This window comes from Ekhidna sp. (assembly GCF_965212185.1).
Lineage (GTDB): Bacteria > Bacteroidota > Bacteroidia > Cytophagales > Cyclobacteriaceae > Ekhidna.
In genome coordinates, this window is sequence record NZ_OZ243102.1 from 3068900 (window position 1) to 3081718 (window position 12819).

The window sequence follows — 12819 nt, forward strand, 5'->3', positions numbered from 1 at the left end:
ATCATTTTTGTATTTGCAGTTTGGATTTTTACTTGCTGTCAAACTAACCAAGAAATGGAATCTTATATAGTAATTGGTGGTGGATTAATGGGAAGTGCAACCGCCTGGCACTTAGCTCAGAAAGGTGAATCCGTGATTTTACTTGAGAAACAAGACTCCATTTACACATCAGGATCGAGCCATGGTGAAGCGCGAATCTCCAGAAGTTTAGGACCAATAGATGACATCTATGCTTACTTACAAATAAAAGGAATTGAAGAAACTCAAAAACTGATCAACTTCCTGAACACAAAAGAGCCAATGGCTCACTCCTTAGAAGATATATATACAACTTCTCCAGTAACCTACATTTTCTACCCAGAGAGTTCAGAAGAAATTGCTGTATTCAATTTGGATAAGCCAGATACTTTATCAACCTCTTCTGATAGTGTTTCTTTTGCCGGGGATGCCAAGACAGCCAAACTGAAATTTGATTTAAATATCCCAGATTCACTAAAAGTTATTCGAGAATATCGAAAGCATTCAGGAACAATGAATCCTCGAGTACTTATTCAAAAACTTCACAAAGCAATCGAATATGCTGGTGGAGAGATAAAATACAATCAACATGTAAAAACCGTTAATAGAACAAGTCATGGATATGAAGTGACCATCATGGATAGGAAAAACCAGATAAGTCAAACAATTCAGTCAGAAAAAATAATAGCGGCAGCTGGGCCTTACAATGGAAAACTATTAGAAAACATCTCACCAGCAATTGATCATTTGATCACACCTAAACGTTTATTCTTAGCTTTTCTTAAAATCAATCCGGAAGTTTATAGGCAGTTGAATGAAGTAGAACAAAAAAAATTGATTGAGTCATATCCTGTGATTAAACTCCATTCCGAATTGTTTTACTCAATGATAGAAAAATATGATTCAGATGGTATCCCCATTTTGAAGGTCGGTGGACACTTTAAGCGAACAGAAATTACCAACTTGGATGATGTATGGTCTCAACCTATAACTGAATCCGAGAAAGAATGGAGCGTCAATCAAACAATTGACTATCTAAAAATGATTGGTTTAGATATTGAAAAAGAAGACTTGGAGTATCATAGCAGTTATTCATGTGTTTATTCACTCACAAAATCAGAAGTACCTCTTGTGACCAACTTACTATTGGAAGATGGCTCATTCGATACAAATGCTGTTCTAATTGGTGGTATGTCAGGCGTTGGGGCAAAAGGAACGATGACGTATGGTGACATTGCAACTAACCTTTTACTGGGTAAGGAAGGTTCGAATGATCGCATGTATCAAATTACAAAGAAAGCCCTTGGCAATGAACGGTTAAAATCTGACCTGGTTGACTAAGCTCGTACGGTGGGTTAATCGAGGAAAGTGATGGAGATATAAGAACCGGATCTAAACTTAGCTTAGTGAAAGAATTAAAAATCCAATACCTCTTTCAATCGTGAATAGCCTGAACGACTAACACTAAGTTGTGTCCCATCTTGCAGCAATACTACATGTGTGTCTTTACCCATCAGTTCCACTCGAGATATTTCTTTAAGCCGGACAATATAAGATCGATGAATGCGCAAGAAATCATTTTCTGAGAGGTGGTTTTCATAGTACTTCATTGTCTGCTGTTTCAAGAAGTTTCCATCGTAAGTATGCAGTTTCACATAATCGTCTTGTGCTTCAATGTATTTGATCTTGTCGGCAGAAACAATATGAATCTTAGACCCATTCCTAACTGCCACTCTTGAAAGAGTCTCAGGTCTTTGATGATTTTCAATCACCTTATGGATCGCCTTTTGATCCGTAGAATGATCCAGTTTATCCTTTGCTTTATTCACTGCTTCAATGAACCGCTCCTTTGAATAGGGCTTTAGTAGATAATCAACAGCATTTTGTTCAAATGCCTTAATCGCATATTCATCATATGCTGTGCTAAATACGATCACGGGTGGCCGTTCTACCAACTCCAACATCTCAAAACCTGTGAGCTTTGGCATCATAACATCCAGAAATACCAAATCAGGCTTGAGCTCAATTATTTGCTTAAATCCATCAAAACCATCTCCACATTCACCAATAATTTCCATTTGGCTATCTTCCTTTAGGTAGTCCCTAATGATCTGACGAGCCAGGTGCTCATCGTCGATGATAAGTGTGCGAATCTTAGTCATTCTCCAGATGTTTTGGGATTTTCAAACTAACACTAAATTCATTTTCCTTCTTGTTTACTTCAAGTAAATCATTTCTGCCATAAACCACCTGGAGTCGTTTTCGAACATTTTCTAAGCCAATTCCTTCTCCTCTAGTAGGTGCTGCCTTTGGATCAAAAGAATTAACAAGCTGTAGTATCAATACCTCATCACTCGACTCACAAGTGAGTTTAATGATAACTGGATCCATGCTATCATAGACGCCATATTTAATGGCATTTTCAAACAGTGGTTGTAATATCAGGTTGGGTACTTTCACCTTAACGCACTCGTCTGAAAGCTTCTTTTCAAACTTCAATCGATCACCAAATCGCACTTTTTCAATATCCAGGTAAAGCGTTGCATTTTTTATTTCCTGCCCTAGCGAGTTCAACTCGCTGCTGTCTTTTCCCAATGAGTACCTTAGAAATTCGCTAAGCTTAATGACCATTTCCCGAGCACTTTCGGGCATGGAAACTGTAAGTGCACTGATTGAATTAAGGCTATTAAAAATGAAGTGAGGATTAATTTGAGATTTGAGCATTCTTAGCTCTGCATCTTTTAGCAGGTTTTGCAGCTCCAGCTCTCGGTTCATCCGCTTCTGCATATCTTGATAATATTTGATCAGGTAAAAAATAAGAACGCTGATACTGTAAAACAGGATACCAACAATGATTCGCCATACATTGGATGAGGACAGAAATTCAAGATATACTGAGCTACTCTGAAATATATACTTGAGAATAAATCCGGAAACAGAAAGCCATACAACGATAGTAAGAAACGCTGCTCCCGTATGTGTTCCAATGAGTGAAAGCTCATCTTTATTCAAGCTTCCAAAAGTCACAATAAACCAAAAGCCTGGTACAATAGAACCGAAGGTGAGGTTATAAACGATACTATCCGTGATGGAGATCGTGAGTGAAAAATCGTAAAAAAAATAAAGCACCGAGCCATGTGCGATCATAACTATCAGCCAAACAATGACATAAAGTTTGTAGCCTGAACCGCTGAGAATTGGGTGCTTCATTTAGTGTTTAGGTGTAAATATGCCTAAAGGTATACAACGACCATGATGTCTAGCCTCCTCTAACTTCAGATCCACCGAAAAGGATTAGTCCTTTGAGTCGAAGTACTTTTTCAGGATCCGGCTTTACACCTGAAACAATGGCACGTTTATCCGAGTATCCGCCAAATAGTACAAACATCTCATTCACAATAGTCCAGTCGTTCGGAACAATGATTTCGTTTCCCCCAAATATGCATAGGTAATCCAGAATTACTTCTTTTTGACCAAGCTTTACGCCTAGTAAGTTTAACTCAGAGCCTCCGAAAATCGAGTTTATGCGAGCCGTCTTCAAATTTTGTGACGTAATTGTCTTTTCTGATCCGCCAAAGATGGAAACATCCTCAAAGAATTCATCATTTGATTTACCAGGGGATATTTGGTTATAATTTCTCCGTCTTAAAAAAATAGACAACCCCACTGCTATAAGAATTAAGGGCCACCAGTCACGCATATGAAAATGCGGAATATGAAGGATATCAGGTATGATAAAGAAGGCCCCTATTCCAAGGAATACTAATCCCTCTCTCCTTCCGGAGGCGAGCATTGCTCCACCTATGATGACAAAGATCATCTCCCAGCTAAATAACCAGAATGGAAGAAAAGATGGAATGAGGTCCAGATTTCTAAGAAGAAAATAGCCACCTAAGGCTACCAGCACGATACCTACCCACGCTTTTGATTTTGAATTTTCATGTGTTCTCATATCCTTTTAGTTTTAAATTATACTCAAAACTCTTTAGTAGGGATTATTTTTCCTATATCAAATCGGTAAGCTGCGGATATATACTGGTAAGCTAAGTTTTCACTCTTGTGAAACAAAAAAGCCTCCCAAAGGGAGGCCTTAATTATTTCTTCAAATTTTTCTATCTACTTGGATAAATGGCCACTTCTCCAAGCTCCTCTTCGATACGCAACAGCTGGTTGTATTTGGCCATTCTATCAGATCTACTCATTGAACCAGTTTTAATCTGACCACTATTTGTTGCAACTGCAATATCGGCAATAGTAGCGTCCTCTGTTTCTCCGGATCGATGAGAAACTACAGCCGTCCATCCTGCTTTGTGGGCCATTTCGATGGCATCCAAAGTTTCAGTTAGTGTACCAATTTGATTGACTTTAATTAAAATAGAATTAGCTGCTTTCTCTTTGATTGCTTTCTCAAGAAATTTTACGTTGGTAACTAATAAATCATCTCCAACTAACTGGCATTTGTTTCCGATCTTTTCTGTTACAATTTTCCAGCCTTCCCAATCATTCTCATCACATCCATCCTCAATACTATCTATGGGATATTTACCAACTAATTCTGCAAGATATTCAGCTTGTTCTGCACTTGATCTCTTTGCACCGTTTGGTCCTTCAAATTTGCTATAATCGTATACTCCATTCTCGAAGAACTCTGAAGATGCGCAATCTAAAGCGATAGTTACATCAGAACCTGGTTTATATCCTGCTTTTTCAATGGCTGCCAAAACACTTTCAAGGGCTTCCTCAGTGCCACCCTCAAAGTTTGGCGCAAAGCCACCCTCATCTCCTACAGCAGTGCTCAATCCTTTATCATGGATGATTGCTTTCAGGTTATGAAAAATTTCTCCACCCATCCTAAGTGCCTCAGTAAATGTTGGGGCTCCAACCGGACGAATCATAAATTCCTGAAAGGCAATCGGAGCATCCGAGTGCGAACCTCCATTGATAATATTCATCATTGGAACCGGAAGGACTTTAGCATTAACGCCCCCAATATATCTGTATAAAGGAAGTTGACAAGCGTCTGCGCCAGCATGAGCTACAGCTAATGATACACCGAGAATTGCATTAGCTCCTAGTTTAGATTTATTGGGTGTCCCATCTAAGTCAATCATAACCTGATCAATGTACGCCTGCTCTACCACCAACAACCCTTCTATTTCCGGTGCAATGATTTCATTCACATTATCAACAGCTTTTTGAACACCCTTACCCATGTAGCGCGACTTATCTCCATCTCTAAGTTCTACTGCTTCATGCTCTCCGGTAGAAGCTCCGGAAGGCACTGCTGCTCTTCCGATATACCCATCTTCTGTGATGACCTCTACTTCCACAGTTGGGTTACCACGAGAATCCATAATTTGTCTCGCAAACACACTTTCAATAACACTCATTACTTATTGTCTTTTATTAATTGAATAAAATCATCAAATAGATAGGTAGAATCATTTGGACCAGGCGATGATTCTGGATGGTATTGCACTGCAAAAGCAGGTTTATTTTTTAATCTCAACCCTTCAACCGTATCGTGATTTAAATCGATGTGAGTCAACTCAGCGACATCAGAATTTTTAAGGGCTTCCATCTCAACAGCAAATCCATGATTTTGTGAAGTGACTTCACTTAAACCTGTATTAAGATTCTTAACTGGGTGATTAAGTCCTCTGTGACCATGATGCATTTTATAGGTAGGAATACCTACTGCCAATGCAAGAATTTGGCTACCCATACATATTCCAAAAACTGGCTTATTTGCGTCCAACACTTCTTTCACAGTACTAGAAGCATAATCCATCACAGCCGGATCGCCGGGACCATTGGAGATGAAATAGCCATCAGGATTCCATTTCTCCATTTCAGCAAAAGTCGTTTTCGCTGGAAATACCTTACAATGACAGTTTCTGCCAACCAGGTTCTTAAGAATAGATTTTTTAATTCCTAAGTCCAATACAGCAACCTTAAAGCCATCATTAGTTTCACCTAGCTCATATGGCTCTTTGGTGGTAACCTGAGTTGAAAGCTCAAGTGCTTCCATACTAGGAATCTTGTCAAGCTCAGTCTGCAAGGCTTCACCTTCCAATTCAGAAGAAATAATGGCATTCATTGCACCTTTGGTTCGAATGTGACGAACTATTTTTCTGGTATCTAATCCTGCGATTCCTACAGTATTGTTTCTTTCAAGAAATTCTTGAAGACTTTCTGAGGCTTTCGTTCTGCTATAGATCTGGGAAAAATCGTTGACAACTAGTCCTTTAATAGTTGGATTTTCACTTTCAACCTCTGATTCAACAGCACCATAATTACCAATATGTGATGTGGTATTTACAATGATTTGACCGAAATAAGACGGGTCAGTGTAGATTTCCTGGTATCCAGTCATTCCGGTATTAAAGCAGATTTCTCCACCTGAAGTACCTTCCTTGCCAATTGAATGTCCAGTAAATGTAGTGCCGTCCTGAAGTAAAAGTGTTGCTTTTTTACGGATAGGGTATTTCATACTGGGGAGCAAAAATAGTGATGGATTGGGCAATAAAAAAGCCATCAGTGAGATGACTGATGGCTTTATATTTTAATAGAGGTGACAATTTAATCTTCTTTTTTCTTATTGTCTTCTTTTGTTTCCTCTTCCTTTTCTTCTTTAGGTGCTTCGGCCTCCTCAGCCTTAGCTTCCACTTCTTCTACAGCAGCTTCTGCTTTCACTTCTTCTACCTGAGCTTCCTCAACTACTTCTTCCTTCACTTCAGCTGTTTCTGCCTTTGGAGTTTCTTCTTGAGCCTTGCTTTTTCCACCTCTTCTAGATCTTCTTGTCTTAGCCTTACTGCTCTCTGTTTCAGAAAGCAATAGCTCATTGAAGTCAACTAGCTCCATCATGCACATCTCCGCATTATCTCCCAGCCTTGCACCTGTTTTGATAATACGAGTATATCCACCTGGTCGATTAGCAATCTTTCCAGCTACAGTATTGAAAAGTTCAGTTACAGACTCTTTGTCCTGAAGATAGGAGAATACAACTCTTCTTGAGTTAGTATCATCTGTTTTAGACTTGGTCAGAAGTGGCTCAATGTATTTTCTAAGCGCTTTCGCCTTAGCTACAGTGGTATTGATCCTCTTATGCATGATAAGAGAAGATGCCATATTAGAAAGCATTGCACTTCTATGAGCAGTCTTTCTACCAAGGTGATTGAATTTCTTTCCGTGTCTCATTATTCTTCCTCCAATTTGTATTTACCAAGGTCCATTCCGAAGGTAAGACCTTTATCAGAAACCAATTGCTCTAGTTCAGCAAGAGACTTCTTACCGAAGTTTCTAAATTTCATCATGTCAGAAATTTCAAGAGAAACTAGATCTCCTAAAGTTCTCACATCAGCAGCTTTTAAGCAGTTGTAAGCTCTAACCGAAAGATCAAGATCATTCAAGTTAGTCTTAAGCATCTTTCTCATGTGAAGAAGCTCCTCATCTACCTGCTCTGGTTCACCAGCTTCCTGAGTCTCAAGGATCATATTCTGATCAGAGAATAACATGAAGTGTTGAATCAAAATATTAGCTGCACCTTTTAATGCATTCTCAGGGTGAATTGATCCGTCAGTTTCAATATCAAGTGTTAGTTGCTCATAGTCAGTCTTTTGCTCAACCCTTGTGTTTTCAACACTGTACTTTACATTTTTGATTGGTGTAAAGATTGAGTCAATAGCAATGAAACCGAAATTCTGATCAGCTGGCTTATTTTCATCAGCACCAACATACCCTCTTCCTTTTGAGATAGTTAGCTCCATTTCAAACTTTGCAGACTCGTCTAAATGACAAATCACGTGATCTGGGTTTAGGATCTCAAAAGAGGTAGTTGCTTTTGCCAAGTCTCCAGCAGTAAGTTTCTTCATATTAGAAACATTAACTGTAATAGACCCGTCAGCAACGTCTTCAATTTTCTTGAAACGAACCATCTTTAGGTTCAGAATCATTTCACTCACGTCTTCGACTACTCCTTCAATGGTAGAGAATTCATGCAAAACACTTGGTATTTTCACACCTGTTATTGCATATCCCTCCAATGAGGAGAGAAGAATTCTTCTTAGAGCATTACCGATAGTAACACCATATCCTTTTTCAAGAGGTTTGAAAGTAAAGAGGCCATGGAAATCATCTGCTTTTTCCATTACCACTTTTTCCGGCATTTGAAATGCTAGGATAGACATATATCTTATTTTTAGAGTGTTTACTTAGAGTACAATTCGACGATCAACTGTTCCTTGATATTCTCAGGGATTTCTTCTCTACTTGGAGAGTTTAGAAATTTGCCAGTCATACTAGCAGAATCCCATTCCAACCAAGAATAGCTTCGTGCATTAGATGCTAAGCTGTCAGTTATGGCTTCAAGAGATTTTGACTTCTCTCTAACACCTATGACGTCATTATTTCTTAAGGTATAAGAAGGAACATTTACAATTTCTCCATTCACTGTAATGTGCTTATGAGAAACCAATTGTCTAGCTGCTCTTCTTGTCGGCGCAATACCTAATCGGAATACGGTGTTATCCAATCTTGCTTCTAATAACTGAAGTAAGATTTCACCTGTAATGCCGCTTTTTCTTGAAGCCTTTTCAAAAGCATTAGAGAACTGACGCTCAAGTACGCCATAAGTGTACTTTGCCTTCTGCTTTTCCGCTAACTGGATAGCATATTCAGACTGCTTTTTTCTCCTTCCTCTACCATGCTGACCAGGAGGATATGCCTTCTTCTGTAGCGCTTTGCTAGCTCCGAAGATTGGCTCTCCAAATCGTCTTGAAATCTTAGTTTTAGGCCCAGTATATCTTGCCATTATCTATAACTATTTAATATCTTAAACTCTTCTTCTTTTCGGTGGTCTACATCCATTATGTGGTAGTGGAGTTACATCTTTAATCATTGTAACTTCTATACCAGTATTTTGGATGGTTCGGATGGCAGACTCTCTTCCAGATCCAGGACCTTTTACGAAAACTTCTACTTTCCTTAAACCTAGATCATATGCTTTTTGTGCACATTCTTGTGCAGCTACCTGAGCAGCATAGGGTGTGTTCTTTTTAGAACCTCTGAATCCCATTTTACCAGCTGAGGCCCAGCTAATTACCTGACCAGTTCCGTTGGTCATTGAAATGATGATGTTGTTGAATGAAGCTTTAATATGGGCTTGGCCAATTGCATCAACAGCAACAACTCTCTTTTTAGCTTTATCTTTTCTCTTTTGTGCCATCTATCTATTACTTAACAGCTTTCTTCTTATTAGCAACCGTCTTTCTCTTACCTTTTCGAGTTCTAGCATTGTTCTTGGTATGCTGACCTCTAACCGGAAGACTTTTTCTATGACGAAGACCTCTATAGCAACCAATATCTAAAAGTCGCTTGATACTCAATTGAACTTCTCCTTTAAGAACACCTTCTACTTTGAAGTTCTCCCGGATTACAGTTCTTACATTGCCTCCCTCATCATCAGTCCAATCCTGAACTTTTTTATTGGGATCAACTCCAGCATCTGTCAAAATCTTTTGTGCTGATGCTTTTCCGATACCAAATATGTATGTCAAGGCGATTTCGCCTCGCTTATTATCGGGAATATCTACTCCTGCAACTCTTGCCATAATTATCCTTGTCTTTGTTTAAACTTTGGATTCTTTTTATTGATCACATAAAGCTTCCCTTTTCTTCTGATCACTTTGCAATCAGCGCTTCTTTTTTTTACGGATGCTCTTACTTTCATTTCTTTTCTATTTTATCAGTCTCCGACTGTTATTTATAGCGATAAACTATTCTTCCTTTAGTTAAGTCATAAGGTGACATCTCTAATTTCACCTTATCACCAGGTAAAATCTTGATATAGTGCATTCTCATCTTTCCTGAGATATGCGCTATTACTTCATGACCATTTTCAAGTTCCACTCTAAACATTGCATTTGACAATGCTTCCACAATCGTTCCGTCTTGTTCTATGGATGCTTGTTTTGCCATTATGCTGCTTGAGTTCTTCCTTTTACTCTACCTGACTTCATCATACCTTCATAATGCCTCATGAGCAGGTAACTCTCAATCTGCTGAAGGGTATCTAAAATCACTCCAACCATAATCAATAATGATGTTCCTCCATAAAACTGAGCAAACCCTTGATTCACTCCTGCGATCATAGCGAAAGCTGGAAGTATGGCGATAATCGCTAGGAAAATCGCACCTGGTAGAGTAATTCTTGATAAAATATTGTCTAGGAAATCAGCAGTTTGTTTACCCGGCTTAATACCCGGCACGAAACCACCATTTCTTTTCATATCATCTGCAATCTGATTAGGATTGATTGTGATAGCAGTATAGAAGAATGTGAATACGATAATCATTATCGCAAATGTCAAATTATACTGCCATGATGTAAAGTCAGAAAACGTAGTTCCAATGTAGTTCGCAAAATCACTTTCCTCTCTCCATAAACCAGCAAGCATTGCCGGAAGAAACATAATAGATTGAGCAAATATGATCGGCATTACACCAGATGCATTCACTTTCAATGGAATGTACTGACGCTGACCACCATACACTTTGTTTCCAACAACTTGTTTTGCGTATTGAACTGGAACTCTTCGAACAGCTTGTACCAAGGCTACAGTTACTAACACAACAAAGAATAATGCTACTAATTCAAGGATGAAAAGAAGCATCTCACTCATTCCCCTAGTAATTGCTTCCGCAGCTATACTTCCCGGGAATCTTGATATGATTCCAATCATGATAAGCATTGAAATACCATTACCAATTCCTTTATCAGTAATTTTTTCACCAAGCCACATACAGAAAATCGTTCCTGAAGTAAGGATGATTACTGAAGTAAACTTGAAGAAGAATGTATTACTAAGAATTGCCGTTGGTTCTATTGCTGCAGACACATAGCTAAAACCTTGTGCCATACAAATTGCAATCGTCAGTACTCTCGTTAACTGATTAATTTTCTTTCTTCCACTATCTCCTTCTTTTTGAAGTTTTTGGAAGTAAGGAACCGCCACTGTCATCAACTGCAACACAATGGAAGCAGAGATATAAGGCATGATACCAAGTGCAAACACTGAAGCATTACTAAATGCCCCACCTAGGAATGTATCCAATAATCCAAAAATACCTGATGCCTGACCGGTAAGTTTCGATGGATCGACTCCTGGTAAAACCACAAAAGAACCAATTCTAAAAATTACCAAAAATCCTATCGTATTTAGGATTCTGGTTCTTAGTTCCTCGATGGAAAATATGTTTCGTATGGTATCTATGAATTTCTTCATTATTCAACAACTGTAATTGATCCACCAGCTTTCTCAATAGCTTCTTGTGCTGTTTTTGAGAATTTGTGTGCTGTAACTTTAAGTCCTGCTTTTAATTCGCCTCTACCCAAAACTTTGATAATATCATTTTTCTGAGCAAGACCGTTTTCTTTAAGGATCTCAGGAGTAATTTCCTTTAGTTTCTTTGCTTCACTTAACTTCTGAAGGTCGTCCAGATTGATTGGCTTAGAAACTACCTTGTTATTGTTCTTGAAACCGAACTTAGGAACTCTTCTTTGAAGTGGCATCTGACCACCTTCAAATCCTGTTTTTCTAGAATACCCAGCTCTTGACTGAGCACCTTTATGTCCCTTCGTAGAAGTACCGCCTCTTCCTGAGCCCTGACCTCTACCAATTCGCTTTCTGTTTTTTGTTGAGCCTTCAGCAGGCTTTAATGATTCAAGTCTCATGTTACAGCTCTTTAACTTCTACTAAGTGATTCACCGTTTTGATCATCCCGCTAATTGCTGGAGTCAATTCCTTTTCAACGGACTTATTGATTTTACCAAGACCCAAAGCAACCATGGTTCGCTTTTGGTTCTCAGGACGTTTGATCGTACTTCTCTTTTGTGTGATTAATACTTTTCCCATTGCCTTAGCCATTGAAAACTTTATCTAATGACACCCCTCTTTGCTGTGCTACAGCAAATGGATCTCTCATTTTATTCAAAGCATCAAAAGTTGCTTTTACCACGTTGTGTGGATTTGAAGAACCTTTTGATTTTGCAAGTACATCATGTACTCCAGCACTCTCCAATACTGCACGCATAGCACCACCTGCAATTACGCCTGTACCAGCTGCAGCAGGCTTAAGAAGCACTAATCCTCCTCCAAACTTACCAATCGCATCGTGTGGTACCGTACCTTTAAATACGGGTACTCGAACTAGGTTCTTTTTAGCATCATCGATTCCTTTAGTGATAGCGTCAGTAACCTCATTTGCTTTTCCAAGCCCGTATCCTACTACTCCATTTCCATCTCCTACTACTACGATTGCAGAGAAGCTAAATCGACGACCACCTTTCACTACTTTAGCTACTCGCTTAATAGCAACTACTCGCTCCTGAAGGTCGATTTCACTTGCTTTTATAGATCTTATATTGCTTTGTGACATAATTTCCGTTTCCTTAGAATTTTAAACCCCCTTCACGAGCACCTTCTGCCAATGATTTTACTCTGCCATGATATGGATAGCCACCTCGATCGAAAACTACTGTTTCAATTCCAGCACTTTTAGCGTTTTCAGCTAATTTTTTCCCCACTTCTTTAGCTACCTCAACATTCAAGCTCTGCTTACCTATCTCCTTAGTAGAAGCTGAAGCCAATGTTTTACCATTAACGTCATCGATAAGTTGAGCATAAATGCCTTTATTACTTTTAAATACAGAAACTCTTGGTCTCTCAGCTGTTCCGGATATTTTGCTTCGAATACCCAGTCTAAGTCTTTTTCTTCTTGCTGTTTTAGTAATTGCCATAT

At 38.8% G+C, this 12819-nt stretch carries 18 protein-coding genes; 1 reads left to right on the forward strand and 17 read right to left on the reverse strand.

Annotated elements, in window-relative coordinates:
- The first annotated feature begins 54 nt into the window (after positions 1-54).
- The gene (locus ACOMC3_RS13285) at positions 55-1359 is read left to right on the forward strand and encodes an NAD(P)/FAD-dependent oxidoreductase (RefSeq protein ID WP_420316380.1); all 1305 of its coding nucleotides are present in this window, start codon (positions 55-57) and stop codon (positions 1357-1359) included.
- A 74-nt stretch (positions 1360-1433) separates the two neighbouring features.
- On the opposite strand, the gene ACOMC3_RS13290 is transcribed toward ACOMC3_RS13285, so the two are convergent.
- The 17 genes from ACOMC3_RS13290 to rplR all read right to left on the reverse strand — a co-directional run bounded on the left by ACOMC3_RS13290 (position 1434) and on the right by rplR (position 12817).
- Complete coding sequence (locus ACOMC3_RS13290) at positions 1434-2180, reverse strand: LytR/AlgR family response regulator transcription factor (protein WP_420316381.1); 747 nt, start codon at positions 2178-2180, stop codon at positions 1434-1436.
- Positions 2173-3228, reverse strand: a complete 1056-nt coding sequence (locus ACOMC3_RS13295; protein WP_420316382.1) for a sensor histidine kinase — start codon at positions 3226-3228, stop codon at positions 2173-2175. The genes ACOMC3_RS13290 and ACOMC3_RS13295 overlap by 8 nt, the downstream gene beginning before the upstream one ends.
- A 49-nt stretch (positions 3229-3277) precedes the next feature.
- Complete coding sequence (locus ACOMC3_RS13300; protein WP_420316383.1) at positions 3278-3970, reverse strand: LiaF transmembrane domain-containing protein; 693 nt, start codon at positions 3968-3970, stop codon at positions 3278-3280.
- 160 nt (positions 3971-4130) lie between these two features.
- On the reverse strand, positions 4131-5408 hold the full coding sequence (gene eno / locus ACOMC3_RS13305; RefSeq protein WP_420316384.1) for a phosphopyruvate hydratase: 1278 nt from the start codon (positions 5406-5408) through the stop codon (positions 4131-4133).
- On the reverse strand, positions 5408-6511 hold the full coding sequence (carA, locus tag ACOMC3_RS13310) for a glutamine-hydrolyzing carbamoyl-phosphate synthase small subunit (RefSeq protein WP_420316385.1): 1104 nt from the start codon (positions 6509-6511) through the stop codon (positions 5408-5410). Before carA ends, eno begins: the two co-directional genes overlap by 1 nt.
- Positions 6512-6600: 89 nt before the next feature.
- The gene (gene rplQ / locus ACOMC3_RS13315) at positions 6601-7218 is read right to left on the reverse strand and encodes a 50S ribosomal protein L17 (RefSeq protein WP_420316386.1); all 618 of its coding nucleotides are present in this window, start codon (positions 7216-7218) and stop codon (positions 6601-6603) included.
- A complete protein-coding gene (locus tag ACOMC3_RS13320) occupies positions 7218-8207 on the reverse strand; it encodes a DNA-directed RNA polymerase subunit alpha (protein WP_420316387.1) in 990 nt (329 codons plus the stop codon). The genes rplQ and ACOMC3_RS13320 overlap by 1 nt, the downstream gene beginning before the upstream one ends.
- Positions 8208-8227: 20 nt before the next feature.
- Positions 8228-8830 carry a 30S ribosomal protein S4 gene (gene rpsD, locus ACOMC3_RS13325; protein ID WP_420316388.1) on the reverse strand — a complete coding sequence of 201 codons (603 nt, stop codon included), beginning with the start codon at positions 8828-8830 and terminating at the stop codon, positions 8228-8230.
- 21 nt (positions 8831-8851) lie between these two features.
- Positions 8852-9244: a 30S ribosomal protein S11 gene (rpsK, locus tag ACOMC3_RS13330; protein ID WP_350217613.1), complete on the reverse strand. Its 393-nt coding sequence runs from the start codon at positions 9242-9244 to the stop codon at positions 8852-8854.
- Positions 9245-9251: 7 nt separating this feature from the next.
- Positions 9252-9629: a 30S ribosomal protein S13 gene (gene rpsM, locus ACOMC3_RS13335; protein ID WP_420316389.1), complete on the reverse strand. Its 378-nt coding sequence runs from the start codon at positions 9627-9629 to the stop codon at positions 9252-9254.
- 2 nt (positions 9630-9631) lie between these two features.
- Positions 9632-9748 (reverse strand): type B 50S ribosomal protein L36, encoded by a 117-nt coding sequence (ykgO, locus tag ACOMC3_RS13340; RefSeq protein WP_348280443.1) that lies wholly within the window; start codon positions 9746-9748, stop codon positions 9632-9634.
- Positions 9749-9777: 29 nt separating this feature from the next.
- Positions 9778-9996 carry a translation initiation factor IF-1 gene (gene infA / locus ACOMC3_RS13345; RefSeq protein ID WP_089356818.1) on the reverse strand — a complete coding sequence of 73 codons (219 nt, stop codon included), beginning with the start codon at positions 9994-9996 and terminating at the stop codon, positions 9778-9780.
- Positions 9996-11303 carry a preprotein translocase subunit SecY gene (gene secY / locus ACOMC3_RS13350; RefSeq protein ID WP_370089307.1) on the reverse strand — a complete coding sequence of 436 codons (1308 nt, stop codon included), beginning with the start codon at positions 11301-11303 and terminating at the stop codon, positions 9996-9998. The genes infA and secY overlap by 1 nt, the downstream gene beginning before the upstream one ends.
- Positions 11303-11752 (reverse strand): 50S ribosomal protein L15, encoded by a 450-nt coding sequence (gene rplO, locus ACOMC3_RS13355; RefSeq protein WP_420316390.1) that lies wholly within the window; start codon positions 11750-11752, stop codon positions 11303-11305. The genes secY and rplO overlap by 1 nt, the downstream gene beginning before the upstream one ends.
- A 1-nt stretch (position 11753) precedes the next feature.
- Positions 11754-11933, reverse strand: coding sequence for a 50S ribosomal protein L30 (rpmD, locus tag ACOMC3_RS13360; protein WP_420316391.1), 180 nt, complete (start codon positions 11931-11933; stop codon positions 11754-11756).
- Between the two features lie 4 nt (positions 11934-11937).
- Entirely contained in the window at positions 11938-12456 is a 519-nt protein-coding gene (gene rpsE / locus ACOMC3_RS13365; RefSeq protein WP_350221207.1) for a 30S ribosomal protein S5, read from the reverse strand.
- Between the two features lie 13 nt (positions 12457-12469).
- A complete protein-coding gene (gene rplR / locus ACOMC3_RS13370) occupies positions 12470-12817 on the reverse strand; it encodes a 50S ribosomal protein L18 (RefSeq protein WP_420316392.1) in 348 nt (115 codons plus the stop codon).
- Positions 12818-12819: the final 2 nt, after the last annotated feature.